Here is a 23640-nt window from a genome sequence, read left to right on the forward strand (position 1 = left end):
AGGCTTAGGCTTCAGACAATACGACTTTCATATCTTTGACGTCGTAGATCATTTCACCGTCCGCTTCGACGATTCCATCCGCCACGCCCATTGTCAGGCGACGAGTCTGGATCGCTTTCTTGAAGTCAATTTTATAGGTCAGCATCTTGCGGTCCGGGCGCACCATGCCGGTCAGTTTGACCTCGCCCACGCCCACGGCCATGCCGCGCCCCTGCCAGCCGCGCCAACCGAGGTTGAAGCCGGTCAGCTGCCACAGACCGTCTAGGCCCAGACATCCGGGCATGATCGGGTTTCCGGGGAAGTGGCAGTCAAAGAACCACAAATCCGGAGTGATATCGAATTCGGCCAGAACGTGGCCCTTGCCATGCGCGCCGCCATCGGCCGAGATGTCGGTGATCCGATCCATCATCAGCATCGGTGGTGCAGGCAACTGCGCGTTACCGGGGCCAAATAGTTCGCCACGGGCGCATTTCAGCAGATCGTCCTTATCAAAGCTGCTCGGGAATTGGGCCATTCTGCCGCCTCTCCTGCCAGGGGTCTGTTCGTTTAATCTGGCCTCGTCTAGCACCCGCACGCAAGGTCCTGCAAGAGCGGTGGCCCATATCATGTTGTGTTCAGACTATTCTTTGCGAATGAATTTCATTTGAAATTACCTGACCTGCGCACTTATATATACCTCAGCAACGAAATGGTATCGGATTCATGACACCTGAAAGCCAAAGCATCGCTACGAATTGGTTGGTTCACGCCGGATTGCGCCCGACGCGTCAGCGGGTGGCTTTGGCCGAATTGCTGGTGGGGGATGGCCGTCATCGGCATGTGACGGCGGAAAGCCTTTTTGAATCGGCCAAAAAGAACGGTGACGCCGTTTCCTTGGCGACGGTTTACAACACACTGCGCGCGTTCTGCGATGCAGGGGTTCTGCAGGAAATCACGGTGGACGGGTCGAAAAGCTATTTCGATACCAATACGCATGACCATCCTCACTTTTTCTGGGAGGATGAAGGTCGGCTGAGCGATGCGCCATCAGAAGAATTGGTGATTCATCGCCTGCCCGAGGCACCCGAAGGGGTTGAAATCGCGTCCGTTGACGTGGTGATCCGCCTTCGGAAGAAATAACCTTACGTTATTAGTTCAGTCAGCAAACGCTCGGCCTTTTCCGTGTGAGGGTCCATCGGCCCAGTGCCATGTCTTGCCAGTGCGACGGGTTCCGCCGCGATCTGATCGGATACGGGCAGGCTGACCAGCGGCATGCCGTCATAACTGGTCAGGGCGGGAATGTTTGCGTAGCTGAGGGCTATCCCTTCGTTGTTGGCCGCGAAGCTGCGTTGGATTTCAAGCGAGGCTGCTCGGTGCGCGATTGTTGGCCGTTGGCCGATCCTCTGAAGCAGGCCTAAGAAATGCTGCGCCGAAAGCCCCTCGTCCGATAGGATCAGGGGGAAGGCCGCCACATCTTGCAGTGACACTTTCGTGCGCCCCGACAAGGGGTGAACCGGTGACATCACAGCGTTTGGGGTGCGTGTGAACAAGGTCGTCGCAGTAAAAGAGGCGTCCAGCGTCAGCCCGTAGGTCAGCGCCAGATCGATCTGTCCGCTGACGAGTCCTGAAATCAGCCCCTCAAAATCATCCACCAGATAACTTACGGAAATTTCTGGCAGGCCGTTCCGCAGGTGGCGCAGAGCCTTTGCCAGCAAAAACGGGGCAAGATCACCGAAGCAACCCAAGCAAAGCCGTCCTTTTGCAGAATCAGTGCCACGTGCGTTCTCAAGTCGAGCGGCCCCGGCCAACAGTGCTTCGGCATCTTCAATAAAGCTGCGCCCCTGAGGGGTCAGGGCCATAGCTGCACCTCGTTTGCGGCTGAATAGCGGGTACCCCAACTGTTCCTCGACCCGAGTCAATGCGTTCGACAAGGCCGGTTGCGAAACGTTCAAGTGTTGGGCGGCTGCCGACAGGCTACCGTGTCTGCCGATGGCGCAGACATATTCGTATTGGCGTAGGGAAATATATAACATGAAGTTAAGTCTATCTTTGAAAGATATGATTTGAACAGAGGGGCGAGCCATGTGCAGATCAGCGCATCACCCTCACGGAGACCGCTATGTCACACCCTTTGGTTACGCAGGAAATGATCGACACCTATCAGCAGGACGGCGTTGTTCTGATCAAAGGGCTGTTTGCAGATTTTGTTGATACCCTACGCCAAGGCGTCGAAGCGAATATGGCCGATCCCGGCCCATATGCGTCTAACAACAAAAAGATGGGGGAAACCGGCCTTTTCTTTGACGACTATTGCAACTGGTCCCGGATCGAACAGTTTCAGGACGTGGTCCAAAACTCACCAGCGGCCGAGGTCGCGGCTGACTTGATGCAATCGCAATCCGTGCAAATGTTCCACGATCACGTTCTGGTCAAAGAGCCCGGTACGTCGATGGCAACACCGTGGCATCAGGACGGGCCGTATTACTTTGTCGATGGGCAGCAAACGATCAGCTTCTGGTCTCCGCTGGACCCGGTGTCTCGGGCGACGCTGCGATGCGTGGCAGGGTCGCATCGGTGGAAGAAAGAGGTTTTGCCGACCCGCTGGGTGTCTGAGGAAGGGTTTTTCCCGGATGAAGGTCAATACATCCCGGTCCCGGACCCGGATGCCGAAGGTATGAACGTCGTAGAATATGAGATGCAGCCCGGGGACGCGGTGGCTTTCAATTTTCGCACGCTGCATGGTGCGCGCGGAAATCAGTCGGACAGCCGCCGCCGTGCCTTCTCGCTGCGTCTGGTTGGCGATGACGCACGGTATGTCGAACGTCCCGGTCGAACCTCGCCTCCGTTTCCGGGGCATGACATGACGGAAGGTCAGCGGCTGAGAGAAGACTGGTTCCCCATGCTGCTTGAGCGGCCGGTTCAGGGTTGATCAGAACCACTGTCCAGTCTCCATCAGCCCCAAGTCCAGAAGTTGGCGGGACGACCACTGGAACGGGACAGAGTTCTGCCAGCGAAAACAGCGAATATCAAAGGTGGAGCCAGAGTTTTTCTTTAGCGCCTTGGCCGCGCGAAACGAACAAACAGCCGCAGTCAGGTTGTGGTGCCAAGGGCACGAGTAGGTATTGTATTCCGGTTCGTTGAACGTGTGGTCAGGCCGAAGTTCAAGCCCCTTTTGCGCGCGGAACAGTGCGATCCGGTCGATACGGCGCCGTTCGTAAGGGATGTGATCTTCAAACCTCCAACGCAGACCGCCAGACATATCAAGCTGACGCTCCAGTGGCTGGCCCTCGGCATCGTGGCGGGTGTGAGCATAGTATCCGGTGCTGTCCAGCAACGCGCGTTCTGGGCAAATGCCTTGAGGAGAGGCTGTCAGGTCTTCCGCATACAGGTCGACAACATGGCTCAGCATGGAGCTCCTGCGTTCCTCCGAGTGAAAGGCCAGCAATTCGCCGATCGTCCGCGTTTCACAGAACGGAAAAAACAGGTACTCGGCGTTGTAGCAGTAATACATCCAGACGCCGGGGGCTGCCTCGATTATCCTGTTAATTGTTTCAAATACTGCGGCGCGCGGCGCACAGGTCAGGGTGACGCGGTGGATGCGGTCCACAAGGTCCGGGTCCACTTTGAATTCCTGCGGCATGAAGGCGATCAAGGATTTGAAGCCCAAATTCAGGTGGTGGCGGATGGTGCCGTCAATCTCGGCGGTGTCTTCGGCGAAAATCAGCGCGACGGGTCCCTTTGCCAAGGCTGCCGTACCGGTTCGCAGGAAAGAGGAGAGAGTGTCGTACTGCATTGCCTGCCTGGTTTCGCATTGCTGGAATTTCCGGCCAAAATCGGGTAATCGCGCGGGCATTGCAAGCGGCGTTCGTTGGGTATAGATGACGCCGATCCCGCGAACGCAAAGGCCAGGCCCATGTCGGAACCTAAAAAGCTGTACATCAAGACCTATGGTTGTCAGATGAACGTCTACGACAGCGAGCGTATGGCCGAGACGATGGGCGGTCAGGGCTATGTCGAAACAAAGACACCTGAAGACGCGGATATGATTCTGCTGAATACCTGCCACATCCGGGAAAAAGCTGCGGAAAAGGTCTATTCAGAACTGGGGCGGTTCAAGGGTTTGAAGGCCGAAAAGCCGGACCTCAAGATCGGTGTGGCTGGCTGTGTGGCGCAGGCCGAGGGTGAGGAGATTATCCGCCGTCAGCCTTTGGTCGATCTGGTTGTCGGTCCGCAAAGCTATCACCGCCTGCCCGAGATGGAGGCCAAGACCCGCGAAGGCGTCAAAGCGCTGGACACCGATTTCCCCGAGGAAGACAAGTTCGAGAAACTCAAGAACCGCCCCAAGGCCAAGCGCGGCCCCACGGCGTTTCTGACCGTTCAGGAGGGCTGCGACAAGTTCTGCGCGTTCTGCGTGGTGCCTTACACTCGTGGGGCCGAGGTCAGTCGCCCTGCCGATCGCATCATTCGCGAGGCACAGGATCTGGTAGAGCGCGGCGTGCGCGAGATAACGCTGCTGGGCCAGAACGTGAACGCCTATCACGGGGCCGGACCGAATGGCGATATGACGCTGGCGGGTTTGATCTGGGAACTGAACAAAGTCGACGGGCTGGAGCGCATCCGCTTCACCACGTCGCATCCAAACGACATGGCCGATGATCTGATTGAGGCACATGGAACCTGTGACAAGCTGATGCCGTATTTGCACCTTCCGGTTCAGTCAGGTTCGGACCGTATCCTCAAACGGATGAACCGCAGCCATACGGCAGAAAGTTACCTGCGCCTGATCGAGCGTATCCGCGAAGCCCGGCCCGATATCATGATGTCCGGCGACTTCATCGTCGGCTTCCCAGAGGAGACGGACGAGGATTTTCAGGCCACGCTGGATTTGGTTGAGCAGGTCAAATACGGCTATGCGTATTCGTTCAAGTATTCCACGCGCCCCGGAACGCCTGCGGCCGAGCGGTCTCAGGTTGATCCTGAGGTGGCGGATGACCGCCTACAGCGCCTTCAGGCCATGATCACGCGGCACCAGCGCGAAATTCAGGATTCGATGGTGGGTCGTAAAGTCAGCGTTTTGTTTGAAAAGGCGGGTCGACTACCAGGCCAGATGGTCGGGAAATCCGAGTATCTTCATTCGGTTCACGTCTCGGATGCCGATGTTGAGGTCGGAGAGTTGCGGGACGTGCGTATCACCGATTCCGGTTCCAACTCGCTTGCGGGCGAGTTGCTTTGATCGGGTTTCACAAACGCCGTTGCGTCATAGTTGAATCGCGCTCCTAAATTTACCCTTGATTTATCACTTGGAACTATGTTCCGAGAAAAGTCATACTTATTAGGGGGCTACGGCTCTGGCGGCCCCAAATACTTTTTTTGTATCGCCCCACAGATCGGGCGTGGGGCTATGGAGTGTGCGAGTGAAAGTCCTGACGCAAGTATTCAAGTCGAACATAAAGCTGGTTCTTGTCTTCATGGGTTCCATGTTCGCATTTTCCAGCGCCACGGTCGCAGGCAATCTGGACGCGGGGGTTTCGGATCCTGCCATCGTCAGCCCCAAGCGATTTGGCAGCGATGTCAGCGCGTTTTATCTGGGGGTAACTGGCGGATTTGCGACCGGCGGAACCGACAGGTTCGGACTTACTACTCCGTCCGATACTTTTGCCATTGGTGAGCTGGACCTGAGCGGTTCGTATGGCGGCATTCGGGCCGGTTGGCGGGGCGTTCTGCCTGCCAAGCAGGGTCGGGATTATGTCTACGGTTTTGAGCTTGGGTTTGACCTTGGTTCTTTGGGGGACGATGTCGCCACACAGGTAAGCGGCGTCACTGTCACCGGAGGGTCAGAGATTTCGGATGCGTTTTCGATTCGGTTTCGCAATGGCCTGACGAATAAAAGTGGCACGGTGCTGTATTTCCTGTCGGTCGGGTATGTGAACGGCGACGTCAAAACCACCAACAGCTTGTCCGTGGGCACAACTCCCCAATTCTTTGAGAGCAACGACTCGCGTAATGGCTTTTCGGCAAGCATCGGTGCCGAACACAATCTGAACGAAAACTGGTCGATTACCGGAGAGTATGAGTATGTTCAGTTTGATGCAAAGGATGTCGTTTTTGAAAACGGGTTTTCGACGCGGTCCACGCCGCGGTATCGCGGATTGAGATTCGGATTGAATTACCGTTTCTAAGGTCGCTTCACAGCCTGTTTTGCCAAGTTTGAAATCCGATCTGGTTCAGCGGTCGATCGGCGGTTTTGCCAACAGTTGAGGAAAATTTGAAACTGTGGCTTGCACCCACCAAGAAATGTTGTCTACGCTCAGGATGAAACGCCAAGACAGGAGAACGGATTGGCCATCGGTGCCCTTACCCCACCGCAAAATGAAATGCCCCAGCGTGAGGCGTTTGTTGAATTTCCAGACAACCGGTTGCTGATTGATTTATGCGGCGAATATGACCGCAACCTGACCGATATTGAGCATAAATTATCGGTTCAGATCGTGCGCCGCGGAAACCAGTTGGTCGTGATGGGTGAGGAAGACGCCCAGAAACAGGCGATTGAGGTTCTTCAAGCCCTCTACACCCGTCTGGAGGGTGGTCGTGAGGTCGAAGCGGCCGACGTTGACCGTGAACTCCGCATGGGTGGTTCTGAAAAGGGCACCGGTAGTCGCGATGGTGACCAGCTTGAAATGTTCAAAGGTGGCACGGTTGAGATCAAGACGCGCAAAAAGCTGGTTGAACCGCGTACCGATGCGCAAAAAGCTTATGTGCAATCCTTGTTCAACAACGAGCTGGCCTTTGGAATCGGCCCGGCAGGGACAGGTAAAACCTATTTGGCCGTCGCCGTCGGCGTGTCGATGTTCATTGGCGGCCACGTTGATCGCATCATACTCAGCCGACCTGCGGTCGAGGCGGGTGAGAAACTGGGCTACCTGCCCGGCGACATGAAAGACAAGGTCGATCCCTACATGCAGCCGCTTTACGATGCGCTGAACGACTTTCTTCCCGGCAAGCAACTGGCCAAGTTGATCGAAGAAAAGCGAATCGAAATTGCGCCTCTTGCCTTTATGCGCGGCCGAACGCTGGCGAATGCTTTTGTTGTTCTGGACGAGGCGCAGAATGCCACGACCATGCAGATGAAAATGTTCCTGACCCGACTGGGTGAAGGCAGCCGGATGGTGATCACGGGGGACCGCTCGCAGGTCGATTTGCCGCGCGGGGTCCAGTCTGGTCTGGCCGATGCCGAGCGTTTGCTGAAGACGATCCCTAACATCAGCTTCAACTATTTCACCTCGAAGGACGTTGTGCGGCACCCGCTTGTCGCTGCGATCATCGAAGCGTATGAGGCGGACTCGGGCCGTGAAACCGGATAGTTTCTGAGGCCCGGCCTCGGGGACTTTGGAAGTGACAGAATGAATCTTGAACTATCGGTTGAAGATGCCCGATGGCAGGGGCTGGAACCCTTGGCCATGCGCGTAATCAAGGCGGTGCTGGACCATTTCAAGCTGGATGCTGAGCTGTGCGAGGTCAGTGTGCTGGCCTGTGGCGACGCCCGCATCGCTGAGTTGAACGCTGAATTTCGCGAAAAACCGACGCCGACCAATGTTCTAAGCTGGCCAGCCGATGATCTGGCCGCTGAGATCGCCGGGCAGGAACCGGCTTTGCCAAGCCCGGATTTCACTGGCGAAATAGCGCTGGGGGACATCGCGATATCCTATGATACCTGCGCACGTGAAGCTGCCGAAGCGGGTAAAAATATGGACGATCACGTGACACATTTGCTGGTTCACGGAACATTGCATTTGCTGGGATACGATCACATTCGTGACCCCGACGCCACTTTGATGGAGGGTGTCGAGGTCGAGATACTTGGCAAACTGGGTATTGATAACCCATATATAGATTAATACGGGCCAATTTGGGCCGATCATTTGGAATGGGAAAATGGGCGATACAGACGGCAGTTCTATGGCGGCGCAGGGCGCGCAACCAAAGGACGGCGATAATGACATAAGAGAGAAAACGGGTTTCTTTTCTCGAATAGTGGATGCGTTCTCGACACAGAACGTCGAAGAGGCTGCTGCGGCCAATGGGCACGAAACCGACAAGAGCCAACCGCGTGGCATGATCAACCTGCGGCGCATGCGCGTCGAAGACGTGGCCATCCCTACCGCCGAGATCATTTCGGTATCCTCGACCATAACCAAAGACGAACTGGCGCAGGTTTTTCGCGAAAGCGGGCTGTCGCGCATTCCGGTTTATGAGGGCACGCTGGATACCCCGCTTGGGTTCGTGCACCTCAAGGATTTTGCGTTGACACACGGGTTCAACGGAACGTCCTCTGACTTTGATCTGGTGTCGATGCTACGAACCTTGTTGTTCGTGCCCCCGTCTATGCCCATTGGCGTTTTGCTAACCAAGATGCAGACAGAACGGCGTCACATGGCGCTGGTGATCGACGAATATGGCGGCGTTGACGGATTGCTGACGATCGAGGACCTGATCGAACAGGTGGTCGGTGAGATCGCTGATGAGCATGACGCCGACGAAAGCCAGCTTTGGGTTCAGGAAAAGCCCGGTTGTTATGTGGTTCAGGCCCGCGTCCCGCTTGAAGAATTTGAAGCCGAGATCGGGCGCTCGCTGACCAGTCACGAGGATGTGGACGAAGAAGATATCGACACGTTGGGCGGGCTGGTCTTTATGCTGTCCGGCCGTGTTCCCGCGCGTGGAGAAGTCGTCTTGCACCCCGAAGGACCCGAGTTCGAGGTTATTGATGCCGATCCGCGTAGGATCAAACGCCTGCGTGTTATGTTGCCGGACCTCGTTGCATGAACCCTGCAAAGGGTTTGCCCAATTTGTTGAGATTGTCATCAGCGGCTGTGTTGGGCGCGATCGCGACGTTTGGGCTTGCTCCTTACGGGGTTTGGATCGCGCCCATCGCTGCGTTGCTTGCTCTGGGCCCACTGTTTTTGGCAACGGAAACACGGGCGCGGGCGGCTTGGCTGGGTTGGGCTTTTGCGACCGGATACTTCGCCCATGCCCTAAGCTGGATCACTGAGCCATTCTTCGTAGACGCCGAACGACACGGCTGGATGGCCCCGTTTGCGCTTGTATTCATGGCGGGAGGGCTAGCGCTGTTTTGGGCGCTGGCCTTTTGGCTGACGCGCCGCCCGAGGCAGGGCGCAATTGGTCAGACCATCTTTTTGGCCATTGCGATATCTCTTGCGGAATTCGCCCGTGGCTATGTTCTGACGGGATTTCCCTGGGCTGGGTTGGCACAGGTTTGGGTCGATACGCCGTTTGCCCAGGTATTGTCACTTGTCGGACCTTACGGGCTGGGGGTGCTGACGCTGTTGGCGTCACTTCCTATGGGGGCTGCGTTGGCGCAACGGGGGTCATTTGCGGTGCCTGTGTGCCTAACCGCAGGATCGGTCGGCCTCGCCCTCGGCTACGCTGCGCTTCGGCCAGAAGTCATCGAAATGGATCACGTTGTGCGCCTTGTGCAGCCGAATGCGCCGCAGCACCAGAAATGGGACCCGGACTACGCGCCTCTGTTTTTCGCGCGTCAGATCGAATTCACGGCCGCGCAGCCGAGACCAGACCTGATTGTCTGGCCCGAGACCTCAGTGCCTGCATGGTTGGGCAGTGCGCAGCCCTATCTGGATATTGTCGCGGATGCGGCACAGGGAACTCCGGTGTTTCTGGGAATTCAGCGGGGCGATGGTCCGCGTATCTACAACTCGATGATTTACCTGAATGAGGATGGCCAGCAGCAAGGGCTGTACGACAAGCATCATCTGGCCCCGTTCGGAGAATACGTGCCCCTTGGTAATCTCATGGCGCGGTTCGGCATTTATGGAATGGCGGCGACCACTGGAAACGGGTTCAGCGCCGGGCCGGGGGCTGCGCTTATGGATGCAGGAGCACTGGGCAAAGCCTTGCCCTTGATCTGCTACGAAGCTGTCTTCACACAGGATGTGCTGTCCGCTCCGGGTAGGGCTGATTTTCTGCTACAGATAACCAACGATGCCTGGTTTGGAACGCGGTCCGGTCCCTATCAACACCTCGCGCAAGCGCAGATGCGCGCCGTTGAGCAGGGTCTGCCCATGATGCGGTCGGCAAATACAGGTGTGTCGGCGATGATTGACCCTTTGGGACGTGTCACCAAATCGATTCCGCTGGGAGAGGCGGGGTTCATTGATGCGAAGCTGCCCAGCCCTCAGGCACCCACCGTTTATTCAAGGATGGGTGACGTTCCGGTATTCTTGCTACTGGTTGTTTCTTTCGCGCTGCTTTGGCGCAACGCCCGCTATCGCAACGTTTAAATACCGATTGACCCTGTCTTTTTGCGGGCGTATCCCCTTGGGTGCCCGTCACAACGGCTTCCTGGCGTGATGGGGAAATCTTAATGGAGCACATTCATGTCCCGACAGAACTACACTTTCACTTCGGAATCCGTATCCGAAGGGCACCCGGATAAGGTCTGCGACCGGATTTCGGATGCCGTCCTAGACGCCTTTCTGAACGAAGAACCCGAAGCGCGCGTCGCGTGCGAGACGTTTGCCACGACCGACCGCGTCGTCATCGGTGGCGAAGTAGGTCTGTCTGATCAGGACAAGCTGCATGACTATATGGGCCGCATCGACGAGATTGCGCGCGCCTGCATCAAGGATATCGGGTACGAGCAGGACAAGTTCCACCACGATACCGTCGAAGTGACGAACCTGCTGCACGAACAATCCGCCCATATCGCGCAGGGCGTTGACGCCTCGGACAACAAGGACGAAGGTGCCGGTGATCAGGGTATCATGTTCGGCTACGCCACGACTGAGACGCCCGCGTTGATGCCCGCCCCGATCCAGTATTCCCACGCGATCCTGCGCCGTCTGGCCGAGGTGCGTAAGAACGGCTCGGAACCCGCGCTGGGCCCGGACGCGAAATCGCAACTGTCCGTGGTGTACCGCGATGGCAAGCCTGTGGGCGTAAGCTCGATCGTCTTGTCCACGCAACATCTGGATGAGTCCCTGAGCTCGGACGATATCCGCGCGATTGTTGAGCCCTACATTACCGAAACCCTGCCCGAAGGCTGGCTGTCGGCCGAGACAGAATGGCACGTAAACCCAACCGGCAAGTTCGTGATCGGCGGGCCTGACGGTGACGCGGGTTTGACGGGCCGTAAGATTATCGTGGATACCTACGGCGGTGCCGCGCCCCATGGTGGCGGTGCGTTTTCGGGCAAAGACCCAACCAAAGTCGACCGCTCAGCCGCCTACGCCGCGCGGTATCTGGCCAAGAACGTGGTGGCCGTTGGCATGGCGGACCGCTGCACCATCCAGTTGAGCTATGCGATTGGTGTCTCCAAGCCTCTGTCGATCTACGCCGATACCCACGGCACCGGCCAGATCGCGGATGCCGAGATCGAGAAGGCCGTCGGGCAGGTCATGGACCTCACCCCGCGCGGCATTCGCCAGCATCTGCAGTTGAACAAGCCGATCTACCAGCGCACGGCGGCTTACGGACACTTTGGCCGCGAGCCCGATGCCGATGGCGGTTTCAGCTGGGAACGCACCGATCTGGCGGACGCCCTGAAGTCGGCTGTGTGACCATAATCCAAAGGTGCGCCCTGACGGGCGCGCTCTTCTTCTGTTTGAAAATACTTCGGGGGTGTGGGGGCTGGCCCCCACTCCTGCCTCTTGCAACACCATGCTTCGCGCAGTATGGGCTCCGCCCATGAGCACCGAGACACCCCAACGCCCCCGCAGGAACTTTTATGGCCGTTTCAAGGGCAAGACCCTGAAGCCCAGTCAAAAGACGTATCTGAGTGAAGACCTCGATGCGTTGTCCCCCGGTGCGGTCGATTGGGAAAGCAACCCCGAACGCCACCCGTTGGACCTGCAGGCGCTGTTTGGCGGGCGGGATGTCTGGCTTGAAGTTGGATTTGGCGGGGGCGAACATCTGGTGCATCAGGCCGCGAACAACCCGGATATCGGGATTATCGGGGCAGAACCTTACATAAACGGCGTTGCGATGCTGTTGGGCAAGATTCGCAAGGCTGGCGTGGAAAACCTTGCCGTTCATCCAGGCGATGCCCGTGATCTGTTCGATGTGCTGCCCGAGGCCAGTATCTCGCGCGCGTTCCTGCTGTACCCCGACCCGTGGCCTAAAACACGGCACCACCGTCGTCGCTTTGTGACTCAGGAACACCTTGAACCGTTGGCGCGTGTGCTGAAGCCGGGTTCAATCTTCCGTGTGGCAACGGATATTCCTGACTATGTTCGTCAAACGCTCGAAGAGGTTCCGCGCGCGGGGTTTGAGTGGCTGGCAGAGCGTCCAACAGATTGGCGCGAACCTTGGGGTGACTGGATCTCGACACGCTATGAACAGAAAGCATTGCGTGAAGGCCGGACGCCACACTATCTGACCTTCCGACGCAAAGACTGATTGCGGCTGGACCAACTGGCCCCAATTCGCTAATCGGCTTGGGCACTGATAGCGAAAACAGGAGCCCCCATGTCCGGACACGGCACGCCCATCCCGATGACCTCGCATCCCTGCGGTCCGCTGACCGGCACGGCAGAGGTGCCCGGCGACAAGTCGATCTCGCACCGGTCGCTGATCCTTGGCGCTATGGCCGTGGGAGAGACGAAGATTTCGGGCCTTCTGGAAGGCGAGGACGTTTTGGACACCGCCAAGGCCATGCGCGCTTTTGGTGCTGAGGTTACGGATCACGGCAACGGCGAATGGACTGTACATGGCGTAGGCGTCGGTGGCTTTGCCGAACCCGATCAGGTTATTGATTGCGGTAACTCGGGCACCGGGGTGCGTCTGATCATGGGCGCGATGGCAACCTGCCCGATCTCGGCGACATTTACCGGCGACGCAAGCCTGAACAAACGACCAATGGCACGAGTGACGGACCCGCTGGCGCTGTTTGGCGCGCAAGCGGTTGGTCGGTCTGGTGGTCGTCTGCCGATGACGATTGTAGGTGCGGCTGAACCCGTGCCCGTGCGGTATGAGGTGCCCGTTCCGTCTGCGCAGGTGAAATCCGCCGTTCTGTTGGCCGGTCTGAATGCACCCGGCAAAACTGTTGTGATCGAGAAAGAAGCCACGCGCGACCATTCTGAACGGATGCTGGCCGGGTTCGGGGCTGAGATCGCCGTTGAGGATACGGATGAGGGGCGGGTGATCACTCTGACCGGTCGGCCCGAGCTGAAACCGCAGGTGATTGCTGTGCCGCGCGACCCGTCTAGCGCGGCCTTTCCGGTCTGCGCGGCCCTGATCACGCCGGGATCGGATGTGCTGGTGCCCGGCATCGGCCTGAACCCGACCCGCGCGGGGCTGTTTACTACGCTGCGCGAGATGGGCGCGGACCTGACATATGAAAACGAACGCAAAGAGGGCGGCGAGCCGGTTGCTGACCTGCGCGCGAAATACTCGCCCGACATGAAGGGCATCAACGTGCCGCCAGAACGGGCGGCCTCGATGATCGACGAATATCCGGTGCTGTCCGTGGTCGCAGCCAACGCCGCCGGCACCACGATGATGGGCGGCGTGAAAGAGCTGCGCGTTAAGGAAAGCGACCGGATTGATGCAATGGCCCGTGGTCTGCGCGCAAACGGCGTGACGGTGGACGAGGGCGAGGATTGGTGGTCGGTCGACGGGCTGGGCATCGGCAACGTCCCCGGCGGTGGCACCTGCGAGAGCTTTTTGGATCACCGGATTGCAATGTCTTTCATGGTGATGGGAATGGGCGCGAAAACTCCGGTATCTGTCGACGACGGTAGCCCGATCGCAACCTCCTTCCCAATTTTTGAGCCATTGATGGCTGCGTTGGGCGCCAAGGTCGCACGTACATGAGGTTCATAGTCGCGATCGACGGCCCTGCTGCTGCGGGAAAGGGTACGATCTCGAAAGGGGTCTCTGCCCATTTCGGTTTCGCGCATCTGGATACAGGGCTTTTGTACCGAGCCGTCGGTCGTCGGACTTTGGAAGGGGCAGAGCCGGTGGCCGCTGCATTGGCTTTGACGCCCGAAGAACTGCAGCAGGGTGATTTACGCACGGCTGAGATCGCCCACGCCGCCTCCAAGGTTGCAGTTATTCCCGAGGTGCGTGCCGCCCTTGTGGACTTTCAGCGCAACTTTGCGCGGCGTACTGGCGGAGCGGTTTTGGACGGGCGCGACATTGGGACGGTCATTTGCCCTGATGCCGATGTGAAGTTGTTTGTAACCGCCAGCCCCGAAGTTCGGGCCGAGCGCCGCTTTCTGGAGCTACGCGACAAAGGCTCGGATGTCTCGCCTGAGCAGGTACTGGCCGATGTCCGCGAACGGGATGCGCGGGATGCCGAACGCAGCACCGCGCCCATGAAACCAGCAGACGACGCAGTGTTGCTGGATACCTCGGATCTAAGTATCGAAGACGCTCTGGCTCAGGCGGTTGAACACATCCAAAAGAAGCTGCCTTAGGCCCGATAAATCCGCAATCCCCCTGCGATTTCGCGCATGGGTTGTGGAGTGTGTTGCACTTCGGCTCATGGTCCGGTTGGTCTGAAAACCACCAGGGCATAGGGTCTAGCTAGGTGTCGCAATGCTGGTATAGTCCCCTGCAATATTGAGGGGGAGAGCTTCATGAACAATCGTTTGCGAAAAATCACTATCGTGGGCGGCGGTACCGCTGGTTGGATGACCGCGCTGATCCTTGAGATGGTGTTTTCGCGCACTTCTGCGCCAAAGGATCGGCCGCATATCTGCCTGATCGAAAGCCCGAATATCTCGACGGTGGGTGTCGGAGAGGCGACCGTGCCGCGTATGCCGGTTACACTTCGTCAAGCAGGCATTTCCGAGCGGGATTTTTTCCGTGAAACCAACGCGTCTTTCAAGCTTGGTGTGAAATTCTGCAACTGGAACAAGGATGCCAAGGGCAAACGCATTGACTATGTGAACCCCTTTGCGCACGGCCAGATGCTCGAAGGGTTGGAGGCCGCCGAGTATTTTCTGCGTTTTGGCAACGGGGACCGGGATTTCACGCAATCGATTTCGCCGCATGACGATCTGGGCCGCCTGTGTAAAGGCGCGCGGCCGTTGGGGGCTCCGGAGTTTGAACAGCGGTTCGGCTATGCGTATCATCTGGACGCGGTGAAATTTGCCGGGATGCTGACCAAGGTCTGCACAAAGCGCGGTGTAGAGCATATTCAGGATGAAGTTCAGTCGGTCGAGCTGGATGAGCAGGGCAACGTCAGCCATCTGATGCTCGAGCGTAAAGGCCGTCATGACATTGAGATGGTCGTGGACTGCACCGGATTCCGTGGGTTGATCATCAATCAGGCTCTAGGTGAGCCGTTCATGGATTATTCGGACTACCTGCCCAACGACCGCGCCATGGCGCTGCAGGTCGAGCATCCGAACCCGGAAAAGATCGAAAGCCTGACACGGTCCACCGCTCTGGGCGCGGGTTGGACATGGCGGGTGCCGCTTTTCAACCGTGTGGGCACTGGTTATGTCTATTCCTCGGCGCATCGGACGGATGATCAGGCGGCGGACGAATACCTGGAATGGCTGGGTGATAGCGGCAAAGGTTTGACGCCGCGCGTTATCCCGATGCGCGTCGGGCGTGTTCGTAACGCTTGGGTCAAGAACTGCGTCGCGATCGGTCTGTCGGGCGGGTTTATCGAACCCTTGGAGAGTACAGCGATTCACATGATAGACCACGCTGTGCGCTGGTTTGCCGAGCATTTGCCCACCCGCGACGTCGAGCCCGCGCTGCGAGCCAGATACAATCGGCAGATGGATAAGCTATACAGCGAGGTTCTGGATTTCATCTGTCTGCATTATCGATTGGGTAACCGCACAGATGACCAGTATTGGATCGACGCGCGGACTGAGATGAAGATTCCGGATCGGCTGGCCGAGAACCTAGAGTTGTGGCAGCATCGTCTGCCCATGCAGCATGATGTCGAGTTTGCCACGCTCTTTGATCACCGCGTTTATCAGACGGTTCTGTTGGGTAAACAGGTTTACGATACAGGCTATGGCACTGGAATTCGTGATCGGGTGCGGCCTTTGAAAAAGCCGATTTGGTTCCAGTGGTGGAAGGGCGCGAAAGTGGACCTTGCCCAGATACTCAAATCAATGCCGGATCACAAAACGCTCCTGCGCGACATACGTGGAGAGCTGGAGAAGCCGGCCTTTGGAAAGGCGGCGGCCAAACCCACTGTGCCGCTGCCCGGAGCGGCACCTGCACCCGCGGCTATTCAGAACATGCCAAACTTTGCGGAAATCCAGAGTGGCTCCAAGGATCTGCAGCTATTCTAGAAATTTGCCGCGTTCGGCGCGGCAAGCATTTCTATGCAGGCCAGTGGAGTAGGTAAACAGTTTGGCGGCGCTGGTAAGCAAGTCGGACCCAATGAAGCGGTAATACGCCTTTATTGTCAGGCTTTGTGCTTGCACATTGTTGGAAATCAGCCTATACGCGCGCTGTCTGAACAAGGGCGGTCAACGTCCGGATGACGTATCTGAGCAGGGCCGGGTTACCTCGGCCCTTTGTGTTTGTGTAGTCAGATGCGCCCCGGATCACGCCTGAAGGCACCATGAAACAAGACCGGCGGAGACAACCGCTCGGCCAGCAAAAACGTTATGTAAAGGAAAACAACGCCACATGGCTAACGCATCCATGGAGGAATTCGAAGCCCTCCTGAACGAAAGCTTCGAAATGGACACACCCGAAGAGGGTTCTGTTGTCAAAGGCAAGGTTCTGGCAATCGAAGCCGGCCAAGCCATCATCGACGTAGGCTACAAAATGGAAGGCCGCGTTGATCTGAAAGAATTCGCAAATCCCGGCGAAGCCCCTGAAATCGCTGTTGGCGACGAGGTCGAAGTCTACCTGCGCGCCGCAGAAAACGCCCGTGGCGAAGCCGTCATCTCGCGCGAGATGGCCCGCCGCGAAGAGGCATGGGACCGTCTGGAAAAAGCATATGCCGACGACCAGCGCGTCGAAGGTGCAATCTTTGGTCGCGTCAAAGGTGGCTTCACCGTTGATCTGGGTGGCGCAGTTGCGTTCCTGCCCGGTTCGCAGGTTGACGTTCGCCCCGTGCGCGACGCTGGCCCGCTGATGGGTCTGAAGCAGCCGTTCCAGATTCTGAAAATGGACCGTCGTCGTGGCAACATCGTTGTGTCGCGTCGCGCCATCCTGGAAGAATCGCGTGCCGAACAGCGTGCCGAAGTCATCGGCAACCTGTCCGAAGGTCAGACCGTCGAGGGTGTCGTCAAGAACATCACCGAATACGGTGCATTCGTTGACCTGGGCGGCGTTGACGGCCTGCTGCACGTCACCGACATGGCATGGCGTCGTGTGAACCACCCGTCCGAGATCCTGACGATCGGCGAAACCATCAAGGTTCAGGTCATCAAGATCAACAAAGAAACTCACCGCATCAGCCTGGGCATGAAGCAGCTGCAGGAAGATCCGTGGGATCTGGTTGCTGCCAAGTACCCGCTGGGCTCGGTACATCAGGGTCGCGTCACCAACATCACCGACTACGGCGCGTTCGTCGAGCTGGAAGCCGGTGTCGAAGGTCTGGTGCACGTCTCCGAGATGTCCTGGACCAAGAAAAACGTCCACCCCGGCAAGATCGTTTCGACCAGCCAGGAAGTCGACGTCATGGTTCTGGAAATCGACGGCGCCAAGCGTCGCGTGTCTCTGGGCCTGAAGCAGACTCAGCGCAACCCGTGGGAAGTGTTTGCAGAAACACACCCCGAGGGCACCGAGGTCGAAGGCGAAGTCAAGAACATCACCGAATTCGGTCTGTTCATTGGTCTCGAAGGCGACATCGACGGCATGGTCCACCTGTCGGACCTGTCCTGGGACGAGCGTGGCGAGGATGCGATCCAGAACTACCGCAAAGGCGACATGGTTTCGGCCGTTGTCTCGGAAGTGGACGTCGAGAAAGAGCGTATCTCGCTGTCGATCAAAGCCCTGGGCGGTGACAAGTTCGCCGAAGCCGTGGGCGGCGTGAAGCGTGGTTCGGTCATCACTGTCGAGGTCACCGCGATCGAAGATGGCGGTATCGAGGTGGAATACGAAGGCATGAAATCCTTCATCCGCCGTTCGGACCTGTCGCGTGACCGCGCCGAGCAGCGTCCTGAGCGCTTCAACACCGGCGACAAGGTCGACGTCCGCGTCACCAATGTCGACAGCAAGACCCGTCGTCTGGGCCTGTCGATCAAGGCACGCGAGATCGCCGAAGAGAAAGAGGCCGTGGAACAGTACGGTTCATCCGACTCGGGCGCATCGCTGGGCGATATCCTTGGTGCAGCGCTGAAGTCGGGCGACTAATCCCTGACCTCACTGCAGTACGAATTTACGGCCCCGTGCGAACGCGCGGGGCCGTTTTTGTTGCGAATCAATGTGTTCTGAATCGTAGGTCTTATTCACCCGCTGTTCATTCTTTGTAGGGCATTTACGGCGAACAGGTGAAAAATCGCGTGTGTTTGAGGTAAAATGCTGGCTTTGCGTACAGAGTCAACGTTCCCCCGAACTGAGTTTTTTTCTATACTGTTCAGAATAATAGACATGTTTATCAGGTCGCCTGGGAGGGTAACGCACATGATCCGTTCAGAACTTATTCAGAAAATCGCCGACGAGAACCCGCACCTTTATCAGCGTGATGTTGAGCGTATCGTGAATACCGTGTTTGAAGAAGTTACGGATGCAATGGCACGAGGCGACCGTGTCGAGCTGCGCGGTTTTGGCGCGTTCTCGGTAAAACAGCGTGATGCCCGAGTGGGCCGTAACCCCAGAACCGGCGAGACCGTGCAGGTCGAGGAAAAATGTGTTCCATTTTTCAAGACAGGTAAGTTGCTTAGGGATCGTTTGAACGGTAAAGCCTAAGCCATGATGCGCTACCTTCGATATGCTTTTCTTGCGATCCTCGGGATCGTTTTGGTTTCGGTTTCTCTTGCCAATCGCGAAGCCGTGGAATTGACGCTTATGCCGCAGGCATTCGCCGATCTGGTTGGCTTTAACTTCAGCATTGCTCTGCCGTTGTTTATTGTGGTGTTGGGCGGTGTGGTTGCCGGTTTGGTGATTGGTTTTCTTTGGGAGTGGCTGCGCGAGCACAAGCACCGCCGTGACGCGACCGTCAAGACAAGCGAAGTTCGCAAGCTTGAGCGCGAAGTAAAGAAACTCAAGAAAAAGCAGAACGAAGGTAAAGACGAAGTTCTGGCTTTGCTGGATGAGGCCAGCTAAGGCGCGATGCCCGACGTTTCGGTTAAAATCTGCGGCCTGACAGCTCCTGATCACGTGCGTGCCGCTGCGGACGCTGGGGCGCGGTATCTTGGGTTCAATTTTTTTCCGAAATCTCCGCGATATGTCTCTCCGAAACAGGCGGCAGAATTGACCGCGCTTGTGCCTGTTGGCGTGGCTAAGGTTGCCTTGGTGGTGAACGCGTCGGATGAGGAACTAGACAGTATCACCGAGGCTGCCCCATTCGATATGTTGCAGTTGCACGGGTCCGAAAGCGTTGATCGTGTGCGTGAAATCAAAGCGCGTTATGGTCTACCTGTGATCAAGGTGATCGGGGTGGCGGACGCCGAAGATTTGACCGCAATCGACGAATTTAGTGAGGTTGCCGATCAGCTTTTGATCGACGCCAAACCGCCCAAGAATGCGGTCTTGCCCGGCGGGAATGGGCTGGCCTTTGACTGGCGACTGTTGGCTGGGCGCAAGTATTGGCGCAAACCGTGGATGTTGGCAGGTGGCCTGAACCCGAACAACGTGGCCGAAGCGATCCGCATGACGGGTGCGCGTCAGGTCGATGTGGCCTCTGGCGTGGAAAGCGCACCCGGCGTCAAGGACCCTGCTTTGATCAGTGCGTTCATCAAGGCCGCTCAATAGCACCACTCTGCGCGCCGCTCGGTACGTTTTGGCATGGCAAATCCCGCCGCTCTCTCCTATGAACAACGGGTACGACGATGGAGACCCCCATGGCCAACGATCTTTTCAATTCCTTCATGTCCGGACCCGATGAACAGGGTCGTTTCGGCATCTTCGGTGGACGGTTTGTCAGCGAAACCTTGATGCCTCTGATCCTGTCTCTGGAGGAGGAGTATGAAAAGGCCAAGGACGATCCGACCTTCTGGGCCGAGATGGACGATCTGTGGGAAAACTATGTGGGCCGCCCTTCGCCGCTGTATTATGCAGAGCGTCTGACCGAGCATCTGGGTGGTGCGAAAATCTATCTGAAACGTGATGAGCTGAACCACACTGGCGCACACAAGATCAACAACGTGCTGGGCCAGATCATTCTGGCGCGTCGCATGGGCAAGACCCGGATCATCGCTGAGACCGGGGCAGGGCAGCACGGTGTGGCCACCGCCACTGTCTGCGCCAAGTTCGGACTGAAATGCGTGGTTTATATGGGTGCCCACGACGTGCAGCGTCAGGCCCCGAACGTGTTCCGTATGCGCCTGCTCGGGGCCGAGGTGATTCCTGTAACCTCGGGCCGCGGCACCCTGAAAGACGCGATGAACGACGCGCTGCGCGACTGGGTGACCAATGTGCGCGACACGTTCTACTGCATCGGCACCGTGGCCGGCCCGCACCCCTATCCGGCGATGGTGCGTGATTTCCAGTCGATCATCGGCAAGGAAGCGAAAGAGCAGATGCTGAAGGCCGAAGGCCGTCTGCCCGACACGATCATCGCGGCTATCGGCGGCGGCTCGAACGCGATGGGTTTGTTCTACCCATTCCTCGACGACAAATCCGTCAACATCATTGGTGTTGAGGCCGGCGGCAAAGGCGTGAATGAAAAGATGGAGCATTGCGCGTCGCTGACCGGCGGTCGCCCTGGCGTGCTGCATGGCAACCGCACCTATCTGCTGCAGGATGATGACGGGCAGATTTTGGAAGGTTATTCGATCTCGGCCGGTCTGGACTATCCCGGCATCGGCCCCGAACATTCGTGGCTGCACGACATCGGTCGCGCCAATTATGTCTCGATCACCGATAAAGAGGCGTTGGACGCATTCCAACTGTGCTGCGCGACCGAAGGCATCATCCCGGCGCTCGAACCCAGCCATGCGCTGGCCCATGTGATGAAGATCGCGCCGGAACTGCCCAAAGATCACCTGATCTGCATGAACATGTGCGGACGTGGCGACAAGGACGTGCAGACCGTGGCGAAATATCTGAACTTCGACATGTCTGATACCGAAGGGCGCAGCGCCGACTGACCTTTTGTTCGGACTTAGATGAAGAACGGCGCGCCATCTGGCAGCGCCGTTTTTTTGCGTCTGGAATTCGTGAAAATGGTCAGACAGATCAGGGGCTTACCCCTTATTCCGGCGCCGCGTGTTCCTGTAAGACGCGCAGTGGCACCACGTCCAAGGCCCGTTGATGCGTTGCTTCAAGATGCACCAACGGCGCGCAGCCTTCGTCATGCGCCTGAAGAAACCGTCCGGCGCACAGGCACCAGCTGTCTCCCGGCTTTAGGCCGGCGAAATTGAATTCGGGGCGCGGCGTGCTGAGGTCATTTCCTACATATTTAGAATACGCCATGAACTCGGCTGTCATGACCGCACAAACGGTGTGGCTGCCCTGATCTTCGGGGCAAGTGTTGCATGCCCCGTCTCTGAAAAAACCCGTCAGCGGATCGCGAGAGCAGGGGGCCAGAACACCCCCCAACACATTTATGCTGTCCTGCTTCTGCATGACGCCATCTTACAGGCTTTGGGCGATTTTGCGGAACATTTCGATATTCTGCTCATTCACGCCCGGATCGCGGAACTTGCGATCCGCCCCGGTAGACACAATCAGAACACCGCGCGGCTGGTCAAAGTAAATATACTGGCCATAGACACCCCGCGCCAGAAACTCACCTTCGTGCGCGCCAACCGGTATCCACCACTGATAGCCATATCCAGTTTCCCCAGCCGCTGTCGGCGCGGTGGGGAGGACGGATTCTGCAATCCACTCGGCCGGGATCAATTGCTCTCCTTGATGCTCTCCATTTTGCAGGATCACTTGTCCAAATCGGGCAAAATCGCGGGTGGTGAAGTTCAGACCGCCCAGTACAAAAGCAACTCCGGCCCCGTCAGTCACATAGTAGCCGTTCTGCTCCAACCCCAGCGGGTGCACGATCCGTTCCGTCAGCAATTCGGCCACGCTGCGGCCGGTTGCGCCGCGGATCACCATGCCGATGACATGCGTATCAATCGAAACGTATTGCCATGTCTCCCCAGGAGCGGCGAAGCTGTCCTGTAGCGAGGCCGCGAAATCGTCCAGTTCACCACCCAGCGCGACAACCCGGCCCATACGATTGATGTCCGAATTGTAGTCAAGATAATCTTCGTCGAACGTCACGCCGCTGGCCATATTCAGGACATTACGGATCGTAGCGCCGTCATAAGCCGACCCCTCAAGTTCGGGCGCATATTTGACGACCGGTTCGTCCAGAGACGCTATGGCGCCTTCGTTCAAGAGAATGCCAAAAAGCGAAGACAGGTAGCTCTTGGCAACTGACCACGAGATACGTCGATCTTCCGGTGTGGTGTCCAGGTAGTATTCCTCGAACCTGATCTGACCGTCCTGCATCACAAGCAAGGAGGTCACGGCGCGTTCTTCAAGCCAAAGATCAGTCCCCTCGGGCAGATCAAAACCGGCCCCGTAGGGCAGTTCCCATGTGGGCGCGTCGCCGCGCGGCAGGTTCACCGTCAGAAAGGCGTCTTCCATATGCGAGAAGTTGTGAACAATCTTGTCCTCGGCAAACAAGGAGTTTACGGCCAATAGCCGCTGAATTTCTTCGCGCTTCCAAAAGCCTACAACAACCCCGGCTAGCACCAGCATCAGCACGATGCGCAGCGCCCACTTCAAAAAAGTTCTCATCCGTTTCCTCCCGTAGTCGCTAGGTATTGGAGCGCGGTTGCAACCGATCTGCAATTGATACGTTGCGGCAACGCGGGCGGTTCTATTTGAACTTGTCCAGCAGCTTTTGCATGGCCGAGCGATCGTCCGTTTCCGGCAAGGGGGGGGCTTCGGCAGCAGGTTTCCGAGGCACCTGCGGAGTTTTGGATGATCGCGGAGGAGCTGTTCTGAGGGCGACGGCGTTCATGAACTTGCCGCCCTCACCGTCTGCCAGATGTCCGGCACCGTCGGACACCCCGCGAAGGACGTCGTCCAGCCAATCGCCGTCGGCCTTGGCAAAATCACCCAAAACGTAGGGTGAGACCATTTCCTTGCGCCCCGGATGGCCGATCCCCAACCGCACCCGGTCATAGGCTGGGCTGATATGTTCATGGATCGAGCGCAGCCCGTTATGGCCAGCATGCCCGCCACCCGCCTTGACCCGCACTTTACCCGGTGCAAGGTCCAATTCGTCGTGAAATACGGTCACGTCGGTCGAGTCGAGCTTGTAGAACCGCATCGCCTCGCCAACCGACTGGCCGGACCGGTTCATGAAGGTCTGAGGTTTGATCAGCAGGATTTTTTCACCGCCCAGCCGTCCTTCGGCAATATCGGCCTGGAACTTGGATTTCCACGGCCCGAATCCGTGATCATCAGCGATCCTGTCGACGGCCATGAAGCCGATATTGTGCCGGTTTCGGGCATATTTCGATCCTGGATTCCCTAAGCCGACAAACAGCTTCATATTTTCGTCCTTACCTAGCGCGCTGGCCTACCGTC

At 57.6% G+C, this 23640-nt stretch carries 24 protein-coding genes and 1 riboswitch; of the genes, 18 read left to right on the top strand and 6 right to left on the bottom strand.

The features are described from left to right. Positions 1 to 4: 4 nt before the first annotated feature. Positions 5 to 514 (bottom strand): bifunctional 3-hydroxydecanoyl-ACP dehydratase/trans-2-decenoyl-ACP isomerase, encoded by a 510-nt coding sequence (gene fabA / locus ACR0KS_RS05275; protein ID WP_170326986.1) that lies wholly within the window; start codon positions 512 to 514, stop codon positions 5 to 7. A 188-nt stretch (positions 515 to 702) separates the two neighbouring features. On the opposite strand from fabA, the gene irrA reads away from it, so the two are divergent. Next, positions 703 to 1119 (top strand): iron response transcriptional regulator IrrA, encoded by a 417-nt coding sequence (irrA, locus tag ACR0KS_RS05280; RefSeq protein ID WP_170414104.1) that lies wholly within the window; start codon positions 703 to 705, stop codon positions 1117 to 1119. Between the two features lie 2 nt (positions 1120 to 1121). Here the strand turns inward: irrA and ACR0KS_RS05285 are convergent, their stop codons facing one another. Next, positions 1122 to 2012, bottom strand: a complete 891-nt coding sequence (locus tag ACR0KS_RS05285) for a LysR family transcriptional regulator (RefSeq protein ID WP_170565800.1) — start codon at positions 2010 to 2012, stop codon at positions 1122 to 1124. Between the two features lie 86 nt (positions 2013 to 2098). Between ACR0KS_RS05285 and ACR0KS_RS05290 the strand changes: the two genes are divergently transcribed. Continuing rightward, positions 2099 to 2908 (top strand): phytanoyl-CoA dioxygenase family protein, encoded by an 810-nt coding sequence (locus ACR0KS_RS05290; RefSeq protein ID WP_170565797.1) that lies wholly within the window; start codon positions 2099 to 2101, stop codon positions 2906 to 2908. On the opposite strand, the gene ACR0KS_RS05295 is transcribed toward ACR0KS_RS05290, so the two are convergent. Then, entirely contained in the window at positions 2909 to 3772 is an 864-nt protein-coding gene (locus ACR0KS_RS05295) for a hypothetical protein (RefSeq protein ID WP_170565794.1), read from the bottom strand. A gap of 120 nt (positions 3773 to 3892) precedes the next feature. Here ACR0KS_RS05295 and miaB point away from each other — a divergent pair, with 120 nt between their 5' ends. The 16 genes from miaB (at position 3893) to trpB (ending at position 21191) form a co-directional block, all read left to right on the top strand. Continuing rightward, positions 3893 to 5212, top strand: a complete 1320-nt coding sequence (gene miaB, locus ACR0KS_RS05300; RefSeq protein WP_170484407.1) for a tRNA (N6-isopentenyl adenosine(37)-C2)-methylthiotransferase MiaB — start codon at positions 3893 to 3895, stop codon at positions 5210 to 5212. A 181-nt stretch (positions 5213 to 5393) separates the two neighbouring features. Continuing rightward, on the top strand, positions 5394 to 6158 hold the full coding sequence (locus tag ACR0KS_RS05305; RefSeq protein ID WP_480693142.1) for an outer membrane protein: 765 nt from the start codon (positions 5394 to 5396) through the stop codon (positions 6156 to 6158). A gap of 159 nt (positions 6159 to 6317) precedes the next feature. Beyond that, positions 6318 to 7340, top strand: coding sequence for a PhoH family protein (locus ACR0KS_RS05310; RefSeq protein ID WP_170484409.1), 1023 nt, complete (start codon positions 6318 to 6320; stop codon positions 7338 to 7340). A gap of 39 nt (positions 7341 to 7379) precedes the next feature. Continuing rightward, positions 7380 to 7874 (top strand): rRNA maturation RNase YbeY, encoded by a 495-nt coding sequence (gene ybeY / locus ACR0KS_RS05315; RefSeq protein WP_170565791.1) that lies wholly within the window; start codon positions 7380 to 7382, stop codon positions 7872 to 7874. A 37-nt stretch (positions 7875 to 7911) separates the two neighbouring features. Beyond that, on the top strand, positions 7912 to 8799 hold the full coding sequence (locus ACR0KS_RS05320) for a hemolysin family protein (protein ID WP_170565770.1): 888 nt from the start codon (positions 7912 to 7914) through the stop codon (positions 8797 to 8799). Then, entirely contained in the window at positions 8796 to 10292 is a 1497-nt protein-coding gene (lnt, locus tag ACR0KS_RS05325) for an apolipoprotein N-acyltransferase (protein WP_170565767.1), read from the top strand. The genes ACR0KS_RS05320 and lnt overlap by 4 nt, the downstream gene beginning before the upstream one ends. Positions 10293 to 10334: 42 nt before the next feature. After that, positions 10335 to 10383, top strand: a riboswitch (SAM-SAH riboswitch). Between the two features lie 5 nt (positions 10384 to 10388). Beyond that, positions 10389 to 11570: a methionine adenosyltransferase gene (metK, locus tag ACR0KS_RS05330; protein ID WP_170565764.1), complete on the top strand. Its 1182-nt coding sequence runs from the start codon at positions 10389 to 10391 to the stop codon at positions 11568 to 11570. A gap of 127 nt (positions 11571 to 11697) precedes the next feature. Then, a complete protein-coding gene (gene trmB, locus ACR0KS_RS05335; protein ID WP_170553102.1) occupies positions 11698 to 12408 on the top strand; it encodes a tRNA (guanine(46)-N(7))-methyltransferase TrmB in 711 nt (236 codons plus the stop codon). A gap of 69 nt (positions 12409 to 12477) precedes the next feature. Next, on the top strand, positions 12478 to 13824 hold the full coding sequence (aroA, locus tag ACR0KS_RS05340) for a 3-phosphoshikimate 1-carboxyvinyltransferase (RefSeq protein ID WP_170565761.1): 1347 nt from the start codon (positions 12478 to 12480) through the stop codon (positions 13822 to 13824). Beyond that, positions 13821 to 14429: a (d)CMP kinase gene (gene cmk / locus ACR0KS_RS05345; RefSeq protein ID WP_170484421.1), complete on the top strand. Its 609-nt coding sequence runs from the start codon at positions 13821 to 13823 to the stop codon at positions 14427 to 14429. Before aroA ends, cmk begins: the two co-directional genes overlap by 4 nt. Before the next feature lie 162 nt (positions 14430 to 14591). Continuing rightward, entirely contained in the window at positions 14592 to 16274 is a 1683-nt protein-coding gene (locus tag ACR0KS_RS05350) for a tryptophan halogenase family protein (protein WP_170565759.1), read from the top strand. Positions 16275 to 16617: 343 nt separating this feature from the next. Beyond that, entirely contained in the window at positions 16618 to 18294 is a 1677-nt protein-coding gene (rpsA, locus tag ACR0KS_RS05355) for a 30S ribosomal protein S1 (protein ID WP_170377709.1), read from the top strand. A gap of 270 nt (positions 18295 to 18564) precedes the next feature. After that, positions 18565 to 18849, top strand: a complete 285-nt coding sequence (ihfB, locus tag ACR0KS_RS05360; protein WP_037310872.1) for an integration host factor subunit beta — start codon at positions 18565 to 18567, stop codon at positions 18847 to 18849. Between the two features lie 6 nt (positions 18850 to 18855). Further along, on the top strand, positions 18856 to 19206 hold the full coding sequence (locus tag ACR0KS_RS05365) for a LapA family protein (RefSeq protein ID WP_170414577.1): 351 nt from the start codon (positions 18856 to 18858) through the stop codon (positions 19204 to 19206). Between the two features lie 6 nt (positions 19207 to 19212). After that, a complete protein-coding gene (locus ACR0KS_RS05370; protein WP_170565756.1) occupies positions 19213 to 19854 on the top strand; it encodes a phosphoribosylanthranilate isomerase in 642 nt (213 codons plus the stop codon). Between the two features lie 89 nt (positions 19855 to 19943). After that, the gene (gene trpB, locus ACR0KS_RS05375) at positions 19944 to 21191 is read left to right on the top strand and encodes a tryptophan synthase subunit beta (protein ID WP_170565753.1); all 1248 of its coding nucleotides are present in this window, start codon (positions 19944 to 19946) and stop codon (positions 21189 to 21191) included. Between the two features lie 103 nt (positions 21192 to 21294). On the opposite strand, the gene ACR0KS_RS05380 is transcribed toward trpB, so the two are convergent. The 3 genes from ACR0KS_RS05380 to pth all read right to left on the bottom strand — a co-directional run bounded on the left by ACR0KS_RS05380 (position 21295) and on the right by pth (position 23605). Then, on the bottom strand, positions 21295 to 21669 hold the full coding sequence (locus tag ACR0KS_RS05380) for a DUF2237 domain-containing protein (RefSeq protein WP_170565750.1): 375 nt from the start codon (positions 21667 to 21669) through the stop codon (positions 21295 to 21297). A gap of 9 nt (positions 21670 to 21678) precedes the next feature. Beyond that, on the bottom strand, positions 21679 to 22842 hold the full coding sequence (locus ACR0KS_RS05385; protein WP_170565747.1) for a serine hydrolase domain-containing protein: 1164 nt from the start codon (positions 22840 to 22842) through the stop codon (positions 21679 to 21681). 82 nt (positions 22843 to 22924) lie between these two features. Beyond that, the gene (gene pth / locus ACR0KS_RS05390; RefSeq protein WP_170565744.1) at positions 22925 to 23605 is read right to left on the bottom strand and encodes an aminoacyl-tRNA hydrolase; all 681 of its coding nucleotides are present in this window, start codon (positions 23603 to 23605) and stop codon (positions 22925 to 22927) included. Positions 23606 to 23640: the final 35 nt, after the last annotated feature.

The sequence above is a fragment of the Ruegeria sp. BC7 genome, from assembly GCF_056539165.1.